This is a genomic window from Streptomyces sp. R41 (assembly GCF_041053055.1).
In the GTDB taxonomy this organism is placed as follows: domain Bacteria; phylum Actinomycetota; class Actinomycetes; order Streptomycetales; family Streptomycetaceae; genus Streptomyces.
This window is the reverse complement of record NZ_CP163443.1, coordinates 186278-204922: the sequence shown is the minus strand read 5'-3', so window position 1 is coordinate 204922 and position 18645 is coordinate 186278. Positions and strand designations below refer to the sequence as shown.

Genomic DNA, 18645 nt, shown 5'->3' with positions numbered 1-18645 from the left:
AGGGCGCCTCGTCGGCTGAAGCTTTCACAGGGGCCGACAGGGCCCGTGTGGCGCGGGTAGTTCACCTGGTGCGCGCTGCGGACTCTCGATTCGATTGCCTCTGCAGCTGAATCGATCGCCAAGGCTTGCTGTCGCGATATTTTCGTTCGTAGGATCGCTGCATTCGGTCACCAGATGAAGGAGCACCCGATGGACCGCGCCCGCCTGCAGCAGCTCCTGGCCCGTGAGATCACCGAGGCCGAGCGTCGGAACCCGCGCTCCAAGGCCGCCTACGAAGGGGCCGACCACCTCTTCGGCCGGGTCCCGATGACGTGGATGAACAAGACCGCGGGTGCCTTTCCTCGCTACCTGGACACGGCGCGCGGCGCCCGGATCACGGACATCGACGGCCACGAGTACATCGATTTCTGTCTCGGTGACACGGGCGCGATGGCCGGTCATTCACCCGCGGTGGTGGCCGAGGCGGTGCGGAGCCGGTTCGGGGAACTCGGCGGGGCGACCGCGATGCTGCCCACCGAGGACGCCGAGTGGGTGGGCGCCGAGTTGACCCGCCGCTTCGGGCTCGCGCGCTGGAGCTTCTCGCTGACCGCGACCGACGCCAACCGCTGGTCCATCCGGCTGGCGCGGGCGGTCACCGGACGCCCGAAGATCCTGGTGAACAGCTACAGCTACCACGGCAGCGTCGATGAGTCGCTGATCGTGGTCGGTCCGGACGGGCGCGGCACCGCCCGGCCCGGCAACGTCGGCGCCCCCTGCGACGTCACGCTCACCAGCAGGGTCGCGGAGTTCAACGACCTGGCGCAGCTGGAGCGCGAACTCGCCCACCGCGACGTGGCCGCCGTCCTCATGGAGCCCGCGCTCACCAACATCGGCATCGTGCTGCCCGAACCCGGCTACCTGGAAGGCGTGCGGGAACTGACGCGCCGGTACGGCACGCTCCTCATCAACGACGAGACGCACACCTTCTCTGCCGGTCCCGGCGGCTGCACCGCTGCGTGGGGCCTGGAGCCGGACCTGCTGACCATCGGCAAGGCGATCGGCGGCGGTATCCCCGCCGGTGCGTACGGGCTCTCGGCCGAGCTTGCCGAGAAGCTCCTGGACCGTGACGACCTGGATCTGGTCGACATGGGCGGAGTCGGCGGCACCCTCGCCGGCAACGCCCTTTCCGTCGCGGCGATGCGAGCGACCCTGGAACACGTTCTCACCGACGAGGCCTTCGACGGGATGTCGAAGCTGTCGGAGCGGTTCGAGGCCGGGGTGCGCGCGGGCATCGACGCGCGGGCCCTGCCGTGGTCGGTGAGCAGGCTCGGCGCCCGGACCGAGTACCGCTTCGCCGATTCCGCGCCGCGCACCGGAACCGAATCCGCCGCCGCTGCCGACACGGAGCTGGAGGACTACCTCCACCTCTACCTCGCCAACCGAGGCATCCTGCTCACCCCGTTCCACAACATGGCGCTCATGTGCCCCACGACCACGGAGGAGGACGTGGACACACACACCGACGTCTTCGCTGCCGCGCTGTCCGAACTGGTCGGCTGAACCGCGCCGTTAATCTTGGTCAGGGTGAGTCGGAGAGGAACAGCGTGGACGAGATCGACCGGGCCATCCTGCGCGAACTGCAGGTCGACGGCCGTATCGCGTATGCCGAACTGGGCCCGAAAGTCGGCCTGTCCGCATCGGCGGCCCGCCAGCGGCTGCAGCGACTGCTCGACTCCCAGGCCGTACAGGTGGTCGGAGTCACGGACCCGATGGGCATGGGCGGACAGTCCATGGCACTGCTCGGCATCGCCGTGGACGGTGACCCGCGAGCGGTCACCGACGAACTGGCCCAGCGGGCCGAGGTGGTCTACTCGGTGTTGACCTCCGGCGGCTTCGACCTGTTCGCCGAGGTCGTCTGCCCGGGCCCCCGGGATCTGCTGGACTTCGTCAACGACGTCGTGCGACCGATCGAAGGCGTCCGGCAGGTGCAGTCGTTCCCGTACTTCGGGATCCACACGCACCGGTTCCTGTGGAATGTGGGTTGAGGGCCACGACGTCGAACCGAGCTACGGGACCCGACCCCGAGGCGATGCCTTGTCGGGTGTGGAGACGGTCACTCCCAGGGGGCGGGCCAGACCGATCACCCCTTCGTCCAGGCGCTGCAGATGCCGTAGCACCCGACCCGTGACGCGGTCGTGACGAGGGGGACCCGGCGCGTCCGTCTCCAGTATGGAAGCGAGGCTCGCGCCGGTCTCGGCCACCCCGTCGCTGTCGTCGTCCTCGACGCGGGCGACGAGTACGTCGATGTTGTGGGCGATGCGCCGTCCCGCACCCTTGAGACGGGGATCCGCGGCGATCGTCTTGCTGTAGGGGAGGAGTTCGGCCGTCGCCGCCAGGGAACGCGCGTGATAGGCGCACGTCTCCAGCAGGGCCACGATGTAGCGAGCGGTCTGGCGACGGGACCGCAGCGGGGTGATCGGATGGGTCAGCGGCTGTGTGGAGGCCCGTAGATCGTCCAGTGCCGTGTCCAGATCTCGGGCCCTGTCGAGCAGATCGAGTGCGGGACCGCCGCTCAACTGCTCCACCGCGGCACCGGTGACGTCACCGAGCCGGGTCAGCACCGTGCCGAGGAGTTCGTCGGTACGGCGATCGGTGTGCACCGGCAGGATCACGGCGGCCGCGATCACGCCGCACGCGGCGCCGAGCGCGGTCTCCTCGATGCGCAGGACGAGAACCGAGGCGCTGTAGGTGTTGAGCAGCGTGTACAGCAGGCCCAGCATCGCCGTGACGAAGAAGGACATCAGGGCGTACGACAGCGGCGCGGTGAAGAACATGGCGAAGATGAACAGCAGTACGAGTGCGAACGCCGTCCAGGTGTGGCTGCCCACCAGGCCCGCAAGACCGACACCGGCGACCACGCCGAGAACGGTGCCCAGCAGCCGACGGTAGCCCTTGACGAGGATCTCCCCGGTCGAGGCCGTGTTCAGGAAGACGACCCAGCAGGTCAGCACCGCCCAGTACCAGCGCTGGCTGGAGAGGAACTCCCCGCCGACGATGGCCAGGGCCGAACCCACCGACACCTGGACCGCGGCCCGCGTCGTGGGCCGCTCCAGCCTCTTGCGGTCGTTCCCGCCCGGCACGGTCTCCTCGGCCCCGGCGATGGCGACGTCCTCGGCATCGAGCTCCTCCCGGGAACGGGTCGTCGCGGGTGTGTCGTCGGACTCGTCCTGGGGGCCGTCGAGGGCCAGCCGCAGGCCCAGAACGGAGCGCGCCGCCTCTCCGATGCCGCGGAAGACGTCCTGTACGACGGCCGAGGCGCGCGGCAGATTCTCCTCGTCCCGGTAGCCGAGGAGCCGGTTGCGGAGGTGGGCCACCGCGGTGCCGCGGTCGTTCGAGACCGGGCGGATCACGAGCAGGCGCAGTGCGTTGAGATCGCGGCGCAGCGTCGCGGTGGTGTCGTCCTGGGCGCGCAGCCGGTCGCCGGCAGGCGGTACCGGCGCGTGCGGCAGGTGCAGGGTGAGCGTGTCGGCGCGTTCGGCGCTGCGCGCGGTGAGCAGGAGAACGCCGAGCCGCTCGGCGGCGATCTCGGCATCGGCCACGCGCCGTTGGACGAGCGAGGCGGTGGCGCTGTTGCTCGTTCCCTCTTCCAGCCGCCCCTGGATCATCATCGCGCTCTCGTGCAGGCGTGCGGTGTGCCGGCGAACGTCCTCCAGGGCCTTCTCGGCGCGGTCGGGCCCGGCGTCGAGCAACTCGATCTGGGCTGACACCAATTGGGCCAGCCGGGCCCGGAAGGCCTCGCGCAGTCGCAGCAGGATGCGTTCGGGGGTCTCCACGACCAGGCCGAACCGCACCACCGCGCTGCAGGCGAAAGCGACGGCCAGCGTTCCGCACAGCCCCGGCAGGGCGGCGGAGGTGGCCCTGACGAAGAGGGCGACGAAGTAGATCTGAAACCCGATGAGGCCCAGTGCTGTGCCGCGGTCTCCGAAGCGGCGGCTGTACACGGCGGCGAAGATCAGGGCAATGAAGAACAGATCGCCCGCGACGACCCTGGTGTTCAGCAGTGCCCCCAGCGACATCGCCACCAGGGCTACGGGCAGGCCGAGTGCGAGAGTGAGGGCCTGTTCGCGCCGCTGCTTCTCCTTGATGGCGAAGGTCGCGACCATGGCCGCCATGGCGCCGGTCACCATGTGACTGACATCGGCGCCGAGCAGGGCCAGGACCGCGAGCGTGAGTGCGATGGCACCAACGGTCCGCAGCCCGGCCATGAGCCGCAACAGCCCGGGGTCGGATGCCTCGAACCGGTCCCAGATCCCCGTCCAGTTCGGCCGTGCCACTGTCCTCACGCTGTCGTATTTCCCCGCTCTCCGTCATGATCCGCAGTACCAGCATGGCACGCGTCCATGCGGCCCTGCGCCGGATGACGTCGGCAGGGCGATGACAGGCGCCCCGGCTCGCGCTCGACCGCGACAGAGAGGGGCGCCTCGCCCAGCCGACTCGGCGTCTATGGCCTGCTGTTCCATCAGACGGGCCGCGACGAGCTGCACCGCTTCGTGCGGCGGGCAGCCGGGTGCGGCGGGCGAAGTCCTCCAGGTCGACGGACGGCTGCTCGGTGCAGGCGGTGACCACAGACCTCAGACGGCAGCGGGCTGCGAGGTGAAAGTGCGCTCCAGTAGCGCGTACAAAGTGTTCTGCTCTTGCTCGCTGAGCCTGTTCAGACCGGCGAGCGTGTTGTGCATCTTCCTGCGGATCACGTCGATGACCCGCTCGCCCTCGTCGGTGAGGATGACGTTCTTGACGCGCCGGTCGGAGGGGCTGGGCTCGCGGCGCACCAGGCCGCGCCTCTCCAGCCGGTCGACGATCCCGGTCATGTTGGAGGCATCGCAGGTCAGCGTGGTGGCAAGGGCGCTCATGGACGCAGGTCCCCGGCGCAGCACATTGAGTGTCTTGCCCTGGCTGGCCGTGAGGTTTTCGTTCGCGGCGGCGACCGTGAAGTCGCCGTAGTAGGCGGCCAGCGACACCGAGAGCAGCTCCATGAGCTGGGCTGTGTCGACGTGGGGGGTGCCTGTCATGAGCGTCACCATACGCCGGAAAACTTGACCATCTCAAGTATCGGTCGCTACGGTCGCTGCAATTGCTTGAAGTCCTCAAGCTTCCAGGTTCTCAAGTAATTGGTCGAAGTTTGCGTAGGGAAAGGTTTCCGCCCGCAGGAGCCCGTTTCCCCTCCGCCCTGAAGGGCGGTGTGTCCACGAAGGAATCCCGATGAAGATCTCGGCCGAGCGCGGATCCGTTCTTGCCTCGAACGACCACCGAATGGCGGTCGCGGCGGAGACCGCCCGGTTCGTAGCGGCGGTCAAGGACGCCGACCTGAGGACCGCCGTGCCGAGCTGCCCCGGGTGGACGCTGGCCGACCTGGTCAAGCACACAGGCAGCGTTCAACGCTGGTTCTCGGTCTTGTTGCGGGCGCGCATCCAGGAGCCCCCGCAGGGGCGTGAAGTGGACCTGCAGCTCCCGGATCAGGAGAGCGGATACGCCGACTGGCTGGCCGAGAGCGCGACCGTGGCCGCGGAGGCGTTCGCAGCCACCGATCCGAACCTGCCGATGTGGGCCTGGGGCGCCGACCACAAGGCCCGCTTCTGGGTACGCCGGATGCTTTTCGAGACCCTGCTGCACCGAGTGGACGCCGAGCTGGCGCTCGGCCTGCGGTCCACGATCGACCGCCCGGCCGCGGTCGACGGGATCGATGAGTTCCTCGTCAATCTGCCCTTCGCCACCTTTTTCGCCCCCAAGGTGGCCAACCTGCACGGCCCGGAAAAGACCATCCGCTTCCGCGCCACCGACGGGGACGGCGACTGGCTCGTGCGCCTGCGGCCCGACGGCTTCGGACTCGACACGACCCACCCGGCCGTGGACACCGCTGACGCGACCGTGGGAGGAACCGCGGCCGACTTGCTGCTGCTCCTTTACGGCCGCCTGTCCTACGACGCGGAAGTCCTCGTGCACGAGGGGGACGAGGACCTGCTGGCCCACTGGTTCGCCAACTCCGCCTTCTGAGACGGCGCCCTTGCCCTGCTCCGGGTGTCGTCGTGTCTCGATCGGGCTCCGCACATGACGGGGAGCCCGGCGGGATCCGTCCAGTCAATGCCCGGCCGCCGCGGTGGCGTGCGGTCCGCCACGGACCTGTGCAGCTGGCGGGAGAATCAGAATTTTCTCACACTCACCCCTGCTCACTCAACAGGGAGCAGCTCTCAACCCCCGCCATCGCGGCGAGCACGGCGTCGTTGGCCTCCCGGTTGCCGACGGTGAGCCGGAGTCCCTCGCCGGGGTAGTGGCGTACCTCGACACCGGCGGCGGTGAGTGCCGTGGCGCCCGCGTCGACCGGTTCGGGCGCGCTGAGCCAGACGGAGTTGGTGTGACTCGGGCGTATGTGCCAGCCGAGGTCGACGAGGTGGAGCTGGAGCCGTTCGCGTTCGGCGACGATGGTGTCCACGCGTCGGCGCAGCTCGCTGCCGGCCTGCAGCGACGCCTTCACCGCCTCCGTTGCCACTGTGTTGATCCCGAAAGGCAGTTGGTGCCGGCGGATCCGTGCCATCAGGTCGGGTGCGCCGAGTCCGTAGCCGACCCGCAGTGCGGCGAGACCGTAGGCCTTGGAGAAGGTGCGCAGGACCAGCAGGTTGGGGTATTCGGCCACGAGCGTGGGTGTGTCCGGCAGGTCGGCGTCGCGGGCGAACTCGACGTATGCCTCGTCGAGCAGCACGGTGACGTGTCGCGGGACATGGTGCAGGAACGCCGACAGGTCGTCCGAGGTGACCAGGCTTCCGGTGGGGTTGTGCGGATTGCACAGCACCACGACGCGGGTGCTGTGGTCGAGCGCCGCGAGCAGGGCGTCCAGATCCTGGCGTCCGTCCGGCGACAGGGGTACGGGGATGGGGCGAGCGCCGACCATGGCCACCAGCAGGGGATACGCGTCGAAGGTGCGCCAGGCGTAGGCCACCGTGTCGCCGGGCTCGACCACCGCTTGAAGCAACTGCAGGGCCACGCCGATCGATCCGCTGCCGACCATGACACGGTCGGGGGCCACCCGGCACCAGTCGGCGATCCGCTCGGTGAGGTCGTCGGGGTGGAACTGCGGGTACCGGTGGGCCTGCGCGACGGCCCGTTGCATCGCCTCGCGTACCGAGGGCAGTGGGGGATAGGGGCTCTCGTTGAGGGCGAGTCGGTGCAGCACGGGGATGTCCATCGGTCAGCCCCGCCCGCCGTGCCAGCGGACGGCGACGGCACCGGCGAAGTCGCCCGCGTGGGCGAATCCTCCGAGGACCACCAGGTCGCCGTCCTCGATCCGCTGTGAGCGGTTCGCGTGGTCGAGGGTGATCGGGATCGCCGCTCCGAACAGATTCCCGTACTGATCGAAGGTGTTGAGGTGCCGTTGGGCCGGCAGTTGCAGCGCCTCTCGCCAGTTCCGCAGGAAGGTGCGGTTGGGCTGGTTGGTGATGAGGACGTCGATGTCGGTGCTCGCCACGCCGAGCCGCCGGCACAGATCCGTGACCACCTCCGGGACGAGGCGGTTCCCGCGTGCCAGCACCTTGGCGACACTGGAGTCGGTGAACCCGATCCGCAGCTGGGACTCGCCGGGCTCCCAGTACTTGCGGCCGTCGTCGACCGCCACGGTCATGTCCCCGGCGTAGGCGCCGATGTGCCGGGTCTCCACGTCGAGGACCGGGGTATCGGCCGACGTCGTCACATAGCCCACGCCGCAGCCGTCGCCCGGGATCGCGGCCTGGGCGAGCCTGCGCACCTCGGACTGGGTGAAGCACTGGCCCGCGGCGCTCTGCGCGTTGCAGATCAGCGCGGTCTTCGCCTCGGTGGTGGTGAGGATCTGCCGGGCCATCTTCAGCATGTACACGAAGGACGCGCAGCCCGCGTTGGCCACGTCGACGAGCCACTCCGGGTTGAGGCCCAGCCGGCGTGCCACCTCGGTGCCGGCGCCCACGAACGGCAGGTCCGGCAGCTGGCTGTGCACCAACAGCACGTCGACGCCCCGGATCTCGTCCCTGCCGTGCCGTTCGATCAGAGGCTGCACCGCACGCTCGACCATGTCCGCGTTGGTCTCGTCCGCGGCCACGTGGTGCCGTAACGGCGGCACCTTGAACATGGGATGGTCGCGGAGCTTGTCCTCGGCTCCGGGGTAGTCGGTGTAGAACTCCGCGGGGACCGGCTCGCCGGGAAGATAGCTCGCGACGTCGGTGAGGCTGACCATGGTCACCGCGCCACCGCCTGCGCCGGAGCCATACTGATGGGCAGGCCGTTGCGGTGGCGGTGTTCCAGGATCGCCTTGAGGTTGTTCATCTCCACGGTGTGTCCGGCGTAGAAGAGGTCCCAGAAGTCGCCCACCCAGGGCCGGTCCGAGCGGGGAGCCATGTCGGGGTGCGGGTTGGCGTCGTAGTAGGGGTGCCGGCAGTTGGTCCAGGTGATCACCGAGCCCGGCTTGTCGAGCACCAGTGGGGCCGGGACGACGCGCATCAGGTAGATCATCCACAGCTTCTCGCCCTGGTCCCAGGAGCAGTGGTAGTCCACGGTCATGGCCTCGGGGTCGGCGACAACCTTGCAGTAGATCCTGGTGTCGTCCTCGAGCCGGTCGTAGCCGACCCACAGCCCGGGCGTGCCGGAGGGTGCGAAGTCCCGCAGGCTGCAGGTCCACTCCTCCAGGTGGTGGCCCTGGCGCAGGTAGTCGTAGGCCTGCTCCGGTGGGCAGTCGACGTGTGCGTGGATGGTGCAGAACTGCCCGTAGACCTGATGGTGGGGGTAGACGGCGTGGGTGAGCTCCATGCAGTGGGCGGTCAGTTCCTCCTTGCCGGGGTTCTCGATCCGCATCAGACCGGGGATGTCAGCCAACGTGGACGACTCCTCGTTCATCTGAGCTCTCCTTGCTCTCGGTTCCTCGAGTGCTGTCGCTGCCTTGGATGCCTTGGGCGCCGTTGGTGTCTTGAGCTGCCGGCGTCGCCGTGGTGCCTTGGCCAGCTTGGGCGAAGGACTGGACGGACCGGGCGGACTGGAAGGGAAGGAACGGGGGGATCTCCCGTGGGTCGCAGTCCAGCGTGACGAACGCCGGACCGCCGCCCGCATTGCTGCGCAGCAGTGCCTTGCGCAACTGGGCGGCGTCGTCGGCCCCGGTGGCCGGCAGGGTCGGGAAGGCGGCGGCCACCCCCGCGGCGAGGTCGGTCCGGGCGAACACGTCGTCGCTGCGGACGCCGCCTTGCAGGAACTCCTCACGCAGCGCGCACATGGCGTGGGCGTTGTTGTTGAAGATCACGAAGGTCACGGGTGCGGCGTACTCCACGGCGGTGTGCACCTCCATCCCGTGCATGAAGAAGGCACCGTCGCCGGCGAGTACGTAGCTGCGTCGGCCGGTGGCGAGCGCGGCGCCGATTCCGGCACCGAAGGTGTAGCCCATGCCGCCCATGCCGACGGCCACCACGAAGCGGCCGTGGCGCGGTGCCGGGAGGAGATGGACCGCGCTGGCCCCCGCGTTACCGGCGTCGACGAAGACGTGCGCGTCCTGGGGGAGTGCCGCTTCCACCGCGGCGACCGCCTGGGCGTAGGGGACGGTTCCCTCACGGGCCCGAGAAACCGGGCTCGGGATGGGCGTGGGCAGGGGACCGGCGTGCTGCGGGCAGGCGCGTGGGCGCGGCGGAAGCCGACCGGTCACCGCGCGCAGCGCGTCCCGCAGGCCGCCGCCCAGTACGGTGCCCGCCACGAAGGGCGGTTCGGGACCGAGGCAGACCACTTCGGTGGTGGCCAGGGCGCGGTCGAGGCCGCCGCGTGCCAGGAGCGGCAGCCGGGTACCGACCAGCAGGCACACGTCGGCCCGGCGCAGACAGTCCTCGACGTTGGCATGGCCCATCACCCCCGCTACGCCTGCGAATCGGGGATCACGGTTGTCGAACACATCCTTGGCGTCGGGGGTGACCGCCACCCACGCCCCGAGGCGTCGGGCCAGTTCGGCCAGCTCCGCGCGTGCGTCCGCGGCGGCCACGTCCTCACCGGCGATGACGAGGACGTGGCCGGCCTCGCGAAGGATGTCCGACGCGGCGGTGAGGGCGTCGCTGTCGAGCCGCGTCGCCGACGCCGTCGATGTCGGCATGCCAGGTGCCGGCGCCACGTCGCGCCCGGGCACCTGGATCTGTGCCTGCTGTACGTCCTTGGGCAGCAGCAGTACGGCAGGCCCTCGCGGATCGGACTGTGCCGCCGCCATCGCCCGGGGCAGCAACTCCGTGAGCGAGTCCGCGTCGTCGACCCGGGCGCAGAACGTGGAGACCGCTGCGAACACCTGCCGTGCGTCGAAGGAGCCCGCCTTGCCGCTGGAGTCCTGGAACGCCCCGTGGCCTTCCTGGCCGGTCGGCGGCTGGCCCACCAGGGCCAGCACGGGCACCCGGGAGGCGTACGCCTCGGCCAGGCCCGGTACGAGATTCATCGCGCCGCCGCCCGAGGTGGCGGCGACCACGCCGAGCCGCCCGGTGGTACGGGCGTATCCGTCGGCCATCGTGACGGCGGAGAACTCGTGTTTGGCGACGACACCGCGGACGGCGCCGCCGCGGTGCACGGCGTCGTAAAGGTCCTCGATGTTCGCGCCGCCGACGCCGAACACGTGGGTGACTCCGGCCCTGGCGAGTTCCCCGGCCAGGTAGTCGACCAGGCGTGCCGTGACCGCCTCGGGTATGCCCGTGGTCGTGGTGTTCATGCGAAGCTCCTGTCGGTCTCGTAGTGCCGGTCGATGAGGCCGGATGGCGAGATGACCTGAAAGCGGTGCCGGTACTCCTTCGGGGTCAGACCCAGGGTTCGTCCGAAGGAGCGGAAGAAGGTCTCCGGTGCGGGGAATCCGCAGCGGCGCGCTATCTCACGGATCGTCAGGTCGGTGGTCTCCAGCAGCTCTCGTGCGCGGGCGATGCGTGTCCGCTCGACGTACTGGCCGGGGGTCGTGCCCACCTCGCGCCGGAAGACCCGGGCGAAGTTGCGCTGACTCATGTTGGCCTGCTGGGCGATCTCGGCCACGGGCAGCGGGTTGTGCAGGTTCTCCAGAATCCACTCCTGTGCTGCCCGGATCGGCGGATGGTCGGCCCACTGGGCGTCGAGGACGGCGCTGAACTGGGCTTGTCCTCCATGCCGCTTGAGGAACAGCACCAGAAACCGCGCCGTCTCCAGTGCGAGAGCAGAGCCGTGATCGGCCTCCAGCAGGGCCAGCGCCATGTCGATCCCGGTCGAGACTCCAGCGGAGGTCACGAAGGGGCCGTCCCAGACGAAGATCGGCTCGGCGTCCACCGTCACGTCCGGGTAGCGACAGGCCATGGCTTCGCTGTACGCCCAGTGCGTGGTCGCGCGCCGGCCGTCGAGGAGGCCCGCCTCGGCGAGCAGAAAGGATCCGCCGCATACGGAGGCCACTCTGCGGGACCGGGCCGCTGCCTGGCCGATCCAGGAGACCAGCGCCCGGTCCCGCAGCGCGCTGTTCAAACTCCAGCCGCCCGGCACGAGGAGTGTGTCGATCGGGCCCTGCGCCGCCTCCAGCGGCGAGGCTTCCACCACCATTCCTGAACTCATGCGCACCAGTGGTGCGTCGGCGGAGACGAAGTCGATCCGGTAGGGGACGTCCGACGCGGTAAGGAGTCGGTTGGCGGTATCGAAGACTTCGATCGGTCCGGTGATGTCCAGGGCCAGCGCGCCCGCGTACACCACCACAACAACACGTCTCTCTGACACGGTCACAGCCTGTATCGGGTGGCGCACTGGCTGCAATGACAGTTTATTGACGTATCCGGCCAACGCGCGGTCGCCCGGGGTGAAACAGGGGTGCTGGCCAGGCAGTTCGTGGGTGTGAACCGCCGCGGTGGGTGAGGCAGCTCACAGGTCGTCAGCTTGTCCAGACTCCAGTGCCCTGATGCAGGTCAAAGGGGTAGACGCGCCAGGGGCCCGCGCGGCGCGCCCGGGTCCCTGGGGGACTTCGTCGGCGACACGGTGCCCCTGCCGTAGCCGGAGGTGGCTGAGGACGGCTGCGGTCGAGGGTGGCCGCGTGGCGGCCGAAGTCCCCGGACACGGCGCCCCCCCCGTCGCCTTGGTCATTCGGCCGCGGCGAGCAGCCGTGCCTCACTCTCCTCGTACAGTCGCCGATACTCGCGGCTCTCGGCGGCGCGGCGCCGGTGGTCCAGAAGGCTGCCCAGCCAGCCCGCCAGGTAGCCGAACGGGATGGAGACGATGCCGGTGGACTGCATGGGGAACAGGTGGAAGTCGGCGTCCGGGAAGACGGCCGACGGCGTGCCCGAAACGGCCTTCGAGAAGATCATCAGCACCACCGCGCAGGCTGCGCCGCCGTACAGGGCGGCGAGCATGCCGGTGCGGGTGAATCCTCGCCAGAACAGGGAGTAGGTCAGCGCGGGCGCGACCGCCGATGCCCCGATGCAGATGGCCAGCGTGGTCAGCACCCCGACGTCCCAGTTCTGGACGAGGGTGGAGAGAACGATGGCAACGGTTCCCACCGCCACGCTCGTCCACGCCGCCACCGTCATCTCCGTACGCGGCTCCGCCTGTCCCCGTCGCGCCGCATGGGCGAACAGATCGTGGGCGAGTGACGAGGCCGCGGCCAGGGTCATCCCGGCGACCGACGACAGCAGGGTGATGAAGATCATTCCCGCCACGGCCGCGTAGAGAACCGTCGCGCCGACGGAGGAGGCGTCCCCGCCGAGCACCCGGGACAGCATGAGTACCGACGTCCTGCCGTGCGGGTCGGCCGCGGTGATGTAACGCGAGCCCACCAGTGCCGCCGCGCCCGTACCCATGATGATCACGAGCAGGCAGAACGTGGTGACCGTGCTGACCGCCCACGACATGGAGCGGCGCACGGCCGGCACGTCCCGCGCGGAGTACAGGCGCATGGTGATGTGCGGCAGGCAGGCCACGCCGAGGATCACGGTGATCTGGAGACTGACGAAGTCCAGCCGGTTGCTGGTGGAGGTGCCCAGTTGCAGGCCCTGTTCGAGGAAGGCGGGGCCCGCGCCGCTGCCGCGCTGGGCGGCCCTCAGCATGTCGCCCAGGCTCCAGTCGAAGCGGTTCAGCACCAGGACGGCGACGGCGGCGCTGGTACCGAGCAGGAGCACGATCTTGATCATCTGAATGAGCGCGGTGCCCTTCATGCCGCCGATCGCGGCATAAATGATCATCAGGCTGCCGACGAAGACGATGCACGTCGTCCTGGCGCCCGCCCCGTGCGGGATGTTGAGGATGAAGGTGAGCAGCGACCCGGCCCCGGAGAGCTGGACGACCAGGAAGGGGAGGGTCGCCGAGAGCGTCACCACGCAGGCGGCGATACGCACGGCCCGCCCCGGCATGTTGCGGGCCAGGACGTCGCCCATGGTGAATCGGCCGGCGTTGCGCAGGGGCTCTGCCAGCAGGAACATCAGCAGCACCAATGACAGAGCCGTGCTGACCGCCAGGACGTAGCCGTCGTATCCGGCGAGCGCGATGATGCCGGTGGTGCTCAACACCGTGGCCGCGGAGATGTAGTCGCCCGCGATCGCGAGCCCGTTCTTGAGCGGGGTGAGCGAGAGGTAGCCCGTGTAGAAGTTCGTCAGGTCGTCGCGGTCCGGTCCCGCCATCACGCACATCAGCAGCGTGAGGGTGACCAGTGCGGTGAACAGGATGAGGACGGTGGCCTGCGTCCCGGAGCTGAAGTCGTTCATCTCGCCACCCCGGCATCCCGGCGCGCCCTGACCGACCGTTCCCTGACGACCCGCGCCAGCGGGTCCACCGAGCGTTGTGCGCTGCGTCCGTACCAGAAGACGGCCGCGAAGGTGACGACGAGCTGGAGGACCCCCAGGGCCATTCCCAGACTCAGCTCCCCGGCGATCTTGGACCCCATCAGGTCCGCAGCGGCGCAGGACAGCACCACGTACACCACGAAGGAGCCCAGCGCCGTGAGAGTGGAGACCCGGCGGAGCAGGCGGTAGGCCGAGCGGAGGGCGGTGAGGTCGGCACCGGGCGGACGGGTCTCGTGCGCGTACTGCTCGTGCACGGGGCTCTGCCCGTATGCCCCGTACGCGTCGAAGGAGGAGGCGTCGTATCCGTACGCGTCGTCCTGCCACGGATCCGGATTCCGCTCGTACGACTTGTGCCGAGGGGCATGCCCATAGGGCTCGGTCCGCCGCTGCGGCCATCCCGTCGGGGCTGATTGCGGGTACCGATTGTCGTCGGCGTATGTCATCGCGTGGCCTTCCAGTGCGGCTCGGAGCAGTGGAGGAGCTCAAAAGAACGGGTGCGGCGGCGCACGATACCGACTGGTCGGAATGCCTGGTAAGCCAGCCGCACGTCACGTTTCGGGCTCGATGCACATCAGGTCGGCGGTGATCTGCCGATGTCCGACGGGGGTACGGATCCGGTCTGTGCCCTCGAGGGGAGACCGGCGAACTTGGATCAACGGGCAGGGTCGAGAAGGATCTTGCGGACACCGTCGGCGCGGCTGTTGAACAGTTCGTACGCCGCGGGACCCTGGGAGAGGGCGAAGCGGTGGGAAACGACGACCTCCGGCGTGATGCGGCCGGCCTGGGCGAGGGGGATCAGGGTGGGGAGTTCGTAATGGATTGAGCACAGGCCGATGGCGAACTCCAGCTCCTTGATCTGGGCCAGCCCCATGTGGAAGGGGAAGGCCTTGTTGTGGCTGACCCCGATGACGCTGACGCGTCCTGCCTGCCGGACGGCTTTGAGGGCGAGTTCGATGGTGGCGTCCGAGCCCACGGCCTCGACCACGGCATCCGGTCCGCGTCCCGCGGTCATCTCCCGTATGGCCGCCCGTGCGTCCTCGCCCTCGACCGGCTCGACGCCGAGGGTGGCGGCGAAGGCGCGGCGCTCCGCGACCAGGTCCGCGCCCAGCACGCGGGCGGCACCCATCGCGAAGGCCGATTGCGCGGCCATGAGGCCGACCGGGCCCAGACCGATGACCAGGACCGTTTCACCGGGCTGGATGCGGGCGCGGCGGCAGCCGTACCAGGCCGTGGGGGCGTTGTCCGTCAGGACGATGGCGGCTTCGTCGGAGATGCCTTCGGGCAGGTGCACCAGGTTGACGTCGGCATGCGGCACAGCCAGGGCCTGGGCCTGACTGCCCGGAAGTTGCGGACTCACGCCGTAGCACAGATCCGTCGGGGCTTGGGCGCGCTCGCACCTGGCGGTGAGCCCCCTCGCGCAGGTTCTGCACAGGGTGCAGCCGGCCGAGGCGGGAACCAGGACCCGGTCGCCGGGCTTGAAGCGGGTGACCTGGCTGCCCGTTTCGACGACCACGCCGACGCATTCGTGTCCCGGGGTGTAGCCGACGTCGGGGCTGAACCCGTTGCCACCGTAGATGTGCAGGTCGCTGCCGCAGATACCGGCGGTGGTGACCTGGACGACCGCGTCGGTGGTGCTGGTGACGGCCGGGTCGGGGACGTCCCCGTAGCGGATGTCGTGGGGGCCGCGGTAGGTCAGTGCCTTCACTGGATTCCTCCGTCCAGGCGCAGGGTGGCGTCCGTGCGAGCGAGGGCGCCGGAGTGGCGAAGCGCATGGCCTCGGGCCCGGTCGCGGAATTCCCGGGGTTCGCACGGCACGTCAAGAGGCGCCCGGATCAATTATTAATGCGAGCGTATTACTTTGGCATGCTGAAGGTAGCATGGGCATCCGTGACAGCACATGAGACGGGGGCCACCGCGTCGCCTCGGGGCCGGAAGGCCAGTGACACTCGCGGCACCCTCATCCGGGCCGCCGAGCAGTTGTTCGCGGTGAAGGGTGTCGACGGGGTCTCGCTCAACGAGATCAAGCGGGCCGCCGGCCAGCGCAACGCGATGGCCCTGCAGTACCACTTCGGCGATCGGGCGGGTCTGCTGCGGGCCGTGCTCGACAAACACCTTCCCGCGGTGGACGCCGGCCGGGAGGCGCTACTGCAGCAGTACGAGGACAGCGGGACGGCCGATCTCCGCTCCCTCGCCACCGCACTGGTGCTGCCGGCGGCCGCGAAGCTCGCCGATCCCGACGGCGGCCGCGAGTTCCTGCAGATCGTGGCCGAACTCCTCAACCGCCCGGAACCCCTGGTCGAAGTCGTCGTGACGGAGGGGTCGAGCATCTACCCGTGGCGGCGCCTGGTGGAGCCTCTGCTCGCTCCCGAGTCGACGGCGGTCCTGCACACCCGCTTCACCGCCATGCGCTTCTGTCACGCCGAACTCGCCGCCCGGGCCGCCGCCCGCCCCCGCAGGGACGACCGGTTGTTCACCAGCCGACTGGTCGACCTGGTCACCGCACTGCTGGCCGCGCCGGTGTCCGACCAGACCGCACGACTGCTCCAGGGGCGAGACCGGAAGGACCAGGCCGAGCAGTCGACCCCGACTCGCCGACCGGTCCGGCCAGCCAGCTGATTCGCACGGCGCTGCGCACCTGCGCCGGGCTGCCGGGTCTGCAGATGGCCGACTGGTACTTGCCGTAGACCTCTCGCCGTGGCTGTGGCCGGACGCCGGGACCTGTCCGGACCCGCGTGCGCCGGCGGTCCCCCGAGGGCAGGGGGCGGCGTGTGGTGAACATCACGGCCCCTGACATACCTACTGGTCGGTACCCTCGCCTGGAGCCGCGAACAACAGGAGGCGTGATGTCTGCGACCAACCGCCAGATCCGTCTGGCAGCCCGCCCCGTGGGCCAGGTGAAACCCGATGACTGGGAGCACGTCTCGGGACCCGTGGAGGATCCCGGACCTGGCCGGTTCGCGGGCCGGACGCGGGTCATCTCGCTGGACCCGGCCATGCGGGGCTGGCTGGACGACCGCCCCTCCTACCTGCCTCCGGTGGGCATCGGTGAGGTGATGCGCGCCGGATCGGTCATCGAGGTCACCGCATCCAACCACCCCGGCTTCCAGCCGGGTGATCACGTGGTCGGCACGTTCGGCGTCCAGGAGTACGTGGTCTCCGACGGCAGAGGCGCCCTGAAGATCGACACCTCCCTCGCTCCGCCCTCGACGTATCTCGGGGCGCTGGGCATGCCCGGCATGACCGCCTACTTCGGCCTGCTGGACGTCGGGGCGCTCAAGGACGGCGAGACCGTCGTGGTGTCGGGGGCGGCCGGCGCGGTCGGCACCATGGTGGGGCAGATCGCGAAGGCCAAGGGCTGCCGGGTCGTGGGCATCGCCGGCGGGCCCGAGAAGTGCGCGTTGCTCACCGACGAGCTGGGCTTCGACGTGGCCATCGACTACCGCGCCGACGACGTCAGGAAGGCGCTGCGCGAACACGCCCCGGACGGCATCGACGTCTACTTCGACAACGTGGGAGGAGACATCCTCGACGCCGCCCTGACCCGGCTGGCGATGCACGCGCGCGTCGTGGTCTGCGGCGCGATCAGTCAGTACAACAACGCCACGCCGGTCAAGGGCCCCTCGAACTACCTCACACTGCTGGTGCGTCGCGCCCGCATGGAGGGCTTCGTCGTCTTCGACTACGCCAAGCGCTACGCGCAGGCCGCGCAGGAGATCTCCGCCTGGATCGGCGACGGCCGCATCAAGGTCAAAGAACATGTGGTGAGGGGGACCGTGGACGAATTCCCCGAGACGCTGCAGATGCTCTTCCGCGGCGAGAACGTCGGCAAGCTCGTGCTCGAGCTGGCATGACCGCCGCCGAGAGCAGGGCTACCGCCGCACGGGAAGAGCAGACCGACAACGCCGCGCTCCGCGGCAAGGTGGCGATCGTCACCGGCGGTGCCGGCGGACTGGGCCGGGCCACGGCGATGGCGTTGGCGCAGGCGGGGGCGCGCGTGGTTGTCGCGGACCTCGACGCGCGGGGCGGCCGGGAGGTGGCCGACATGGTCGGTGGCCACTTCCGCGCCTGTGACGTCTCCGACCTCGACGCCAACCGTGCGCTGGTGGACTTCACTCAGGAGCAATACGGCGGTGTCGACATCGCGTTCCTGAACGCGGGCGTGGCGACCGGATGCGGCGTCGGCGAGGACTTCGACCCGGCGCGCTACCGCCGGGCGATGGGCGCCAACCTCGACGGTGTCGTCTTCGGCACGCATGCGGTGCTGCCGGCGCTGCGGGCCCGTGGCGGAGGGGCGATCGTGGCGACCGCGTCCCTGGCGGGCCTGGCGGCGGTGCCGTTCGATCCGCTGTATGCGGCCAACAAGCATGCGGTGGTAGGACTCGCACGCTCCTTGGGACCGGCCCTCGCCCCGGACAACGTGCGCTTCAACGCGGTCTGCCCGGGGTTCGCCGAGTCACGGATCATCGACCCGCTGCGCGACATGCTCTCCGAGCAGCAACTGCCGGTGATCCCGGCTCATGTGGTGGCGGACACGGTGCTGCGGATCGTCACCGGTGACGGCACCGGGGAGTGCTGGTTCATCCAGGCCGGGCGCGAGCCGGAGCCGTTCCGCTTCCGCAACGTGCCCGGCCCGGGCAAACCTGTCGGCGTCTGAGGACGCCGGCGGCAATTCGTGCTGACCCGGGGGTGCCTCGGCACCTGCCGGGCGGGGGAGCGGGGAAGAGAGAGCTGTGCGTCCACGAGTCGGCCGCCACCCGGACCCGGGTGGCGGCCGACCCACGTACGCACTCGGCGGCCCCTCCCGTTGTCTGCCGCCGAGGACCGGCCGGCCGGTCCCCGCGCCTGCGCTCGGCCGTCCTTTCCGGGA

The 18645-nt window shown here is 69.7% G+C and carries 16 protein-coding genes; 6 read left to right on the top strand and 10 right to left on the bottom strand.

Going from position 1 to position 18645, the window contains the following annotated elements:
* Positions 1–189 precede the first annotated feature (189 nt).
* Both AB5J53_RS01090 and AB5J53_RS01085 read left to right on the top strand, forming a co-directional pair.
* Positions 190–1539 carry a transaminase gene (locus AB5J53_RS01090; RefSeq protein ID WP_369243762.1) on the top strand — a complete coding sequence of 450 codons (1350 nt, stop codon included), beginning with the start codon at positions 190–192 and terminating at the stop codon, positions 1537–1539.
* Positions 1540–1583: 44 nt separating this feature from the next.
* Positions 1584–2024: an Lrp/AsnC family transcriptional regulator gene (locus tag AB5J53_RS01085; RefSeq protein ID WP_369243761.1), complete on the top strand. Its 441-nt coding sequence runs from the start codon at positions 1584–1586 to the stop codon at positions 2022–2024.
* A 21-nt stretch (positions 2025–2045) separates the two neighbouring features.
* On the opposite strand, the gene AB5J53_RS01080 is transcribed toward AB5J53_RS01085, so the two are convergent.
* Together AB5J53_RS01080 and AB5J53_RS01075 are read right to left on the bottom strand one after the other, a co-directional pair.
* Complete coding sequence (locus tag AB5J53_RS01080; RefSeq protein WP_369251982.1) at positions 2046–4244, bottom strand: FUSC family protein; 2199 nt, start codon at positions 4242–4244, stop codon at positions 2046–2048.
* A gap of 366 nt (positions 4245–4610) precedes the next feature.
* Positions 4611–5048, bottom strand: a complete 438-nt coding sequence (locus tag AB5J53_RS01075; RefSeq protein ID WP_369243760.1) for a MarR family winged helix-turn-helix transcriptional regulator — start codon at positions 5046–5048, stop codon at positions 4611–4613.
* Between the two features lie 190 nt (positions 5049–5238).
* On the opposite strand from AB5J53_RS01075, the gene AB5J53_RS01070 reads away from it, so the two are divergent.
* Positions 5239–6030 (top strand): maleylpyruvate isomerase family mycothiol-dependent enzyme, encoded by a 792-nt coding sequence (locus tag AB5J53_RS01070; RefSeq protein ID WP_369243759.1) that lies wholly within the window; start codon positions 5239–5241, stop codon positions 6028–6030.
* A gap of 163 nt (positions 6031–6193) precedes the next feature.
* Here the strand turns inward: AB5J53_RS01070 and AB5J53_RS01065 are convergent, their stop codons facing one another.
* The 8 genes from AB5J53_RS01065 to AB5J53_RS01030 form a co-directional block, all read right to left on the bottom strand.
* Positions 6194–7216 (bottom strand): histidinol-phosphate transaminase, encoded by a 1023-nt coding sequence (locus tag AB5J53_RS01065; protein ID WP_369243758.1) that lies wholly within the window; start codon positions 7214–7216, stop codon positions 6194–6196.
* 3 nt (positions 7217–7219) lie between these two features.
* Entirely contained in the window at positions 7220–8233 is a 1014-nt protein-coding gene (locus tag AB5J53_RS01060) for a 3-oxoacyl-ACP synthase III family protein (protein ID WP_369251979.1), read from the bottom strand.
* 2 nt (positions 8234–8235) lie between these two features.
* Positions 8236–8889, bottom strand: a complete 654-nt coding sequence (locus AB5J53_RS01055; protein WP_369243757.1) for an SRPBCC family protein — start codon at positions 8887–8889, stop codon at positions 8236–8238.
* Positions 8861–10714: a thiamine pyrophosphate-binding protein gene (locus tag AB5J53_RS01050; protein WP_369243756.1), complete on the bottom strand. Its 1854-nt coding sequence runs from the start codon at positions 10712–10714 to the stop codon at positions 8861–8863. Before AB5J53_RS01050 ends, AB5J53_RS01055 begins: the two co-directional genes overlap by 29 nt.
* Positions 10711–11727, bottom strand: a complete 1017-nt coding sequence (locus tag AB5J53_RS01045) for a GlxA family transcriptional regulator (RefSeq protein WP_369243755.1) — start codon at positions 11725–11727, stop codon at positions 10711–10713. The genes AB5J53_RS01050 and AB5J53_RS01045 overlap by 4 nt, the downstream gene beginning before the upstream one ends.
* Positions 11728–12083: 356 nt before the next feature.
* Positions 12084–13700, bottom strand: a complete 1617-nt coding sequence (locus AB5J53_RS01040; protein WP_369243754.1) for a cation acetate symporter — start codon at positions 13698–13700, stop codon at positions 12084–12086.
* A complete protein-coding gene (locus AB5J53_RS01035) occupies positions 13697–14221 on the bottom strand; it encodes a DUF485 domain-containing protein (RefSeq protein ID WP_369243753.1) in 525 nt (174 codons plus the stop codon). Before AB5J53_RS01035 ends, AB5J53_RS01040 begins: the two co-directional genes overlap by 4 nt.
* 209 nt (positions 14222–14430) lie before the next feature.
* On the bottom strand, positions 14431–15483 hold the full coding sequence (locus AB5J53_RS01030; RefSeq protein ID WP_369243752.1) for an alcohol dehydrogenase catalytic domain-containing protein: 1053 nt from the start codon (positions 15481–15483) through the stop codon (positions 14431–14433).
* 182 nt (positions 15484–15665) lie between these two features.
* On the opposite strand from AB5J53_RS01030, the gene AB5J53_RS01025 reads away from it, so the two are divergent.
* The 3 genes from AB5J53_RS01025 (at position 15666) to AB5J53_RS01015 (ending at position 18432) form a co-directional block, all read left to right on the top strand.
* Positions 15666–16394 carry a TetR/AcrR family transcriptional regulator gene (locus AB5J53_RS01025; protein ID WP_369243751.1) on the top strand — a complete coding sequence of 243 codons (729 nt, stop codon included), beginning with the start codon at positions 15666–15668 and terminating at the stop codon, positions 16392–16394.
* 227 nt (positions 16395–16621) lie between these two features.
* Positions 16622–17629 carry an NADP-dependent oxidoreductase gene (locus AB5J53_RS01020; protein WP_369243750.1) on the top strand — a complete coding sequence of 336 codons (1008 nt, stop codon included), beginning with the start codon at positions 16622–16624 and terminating at the stop codon, positions 17627–17629.
* Positions 17626–18432 (top strand): SDR family NAD(P)-dependent oxidoreductase, encoded by an 807-nt coding sequence (locus AB5J53_RS01015; protein WP_369243749.1) that lies wholly within the window; start codon positions 17626–17628, stop codon positions 18430–18432. Before AB5J53_RS01020 ends, AB5J53_RS01015 begins: the two co-directional genes overlap by 4 nt.
* The last annotated feature ends 213 nt before the right edge of the window (positions 18433–18645 follow it).

Excerpts from the sequence above, each read along its gene's own strand:
- AB5J53_RS01090 (WP_369243762.1), top strand. The coding sequence starts at position 190 with ATGGACCGCGCCCGCCTGCAGCAGCTCCTGGCCCGTGAGATCACCGAG.
- AB5J53_RS01080 (WP_369251982.1), bottom strand. The coding sequence starts at position 4,244 with ATGGCCGGGCTGCGGACCGTTGGTGCCATCGCACTCACGCTCGCGGTC.
- AB5J53_RS01075 (WP_369243760.1), bottom strand. The coding sequence starts at position 5,048 with ATGACAGGCACCCCCCACGTCGACACAGCCCAGCTCATGGAGCTGCTC.
- AB5J53_RS01070 (WP_369243759.1), top strand. The coding sequence starts at position 5,239 with ATGAAGATCTCGGCCGAGCGCGGATCCGTTCTTGCCTCGAACGACCAC.
- AB5J53_RS01065 (WP_369243758.1), bottom strand. The coding sequence starts at position 7,216 with ATGGACATCCCCGTGCTGCACCGACTCGCCCTCAACGAGAGCCCCTAT.
- AB5J53_RS01060 (WP_369251979.1), bottom strand. The coding sequence starts at position 8,233 with ATGGTCAGCCTCACCGACGTCGCGAGCTATCTTCCCGGCGAGCCGGTC.
- AB5J53_RS01055 (WP_369243757.1), bottom strand. The coding sequence starts at position 8,889 with ATGAACGAGGAGTCGTCCACGTTGGCTGACATCCCCGGTCTGATGCGG.
- AB5J53_RS01050 (WP_369243756.1), bottom strand. The coding sequence starts at position 10,714 with ATGAACACCACGACCACGGGCATACCCGAGGCGGTCACGGCACGCCTG.
- AB5J53_RS01040 (WP_369243754.1), bottom strand. The coding sequence starts at position 13,700 with ATGAACGACTTCAGCTCCGGGACGCAGGCCACCGTCCTCATCCTGTTC.
- AB5J53_RS01035 (WP_369243753.1), bottom strand. The coding sequence starts at position 14,221 with ATGACATACGCCGACGACAATCGGTACCCGCAATCAGCCCCGACGGGA.
- AB5J53_RS01020 (WP_369243750.1), top strand. The coding sequence starts at position 16,622 with ATGTCTGCGACCAACCGCCAGATCCGTCTGGCAGCCCGCCCCGTGGGC.
- AB5J53_RS01015 (WP_369243749.1), top strand. The coding sequence starts at position 17,626 with ATGACCGCCGCCGAGAGCAGGGCTACCGCCGCACGGGAAGAGCAGACC.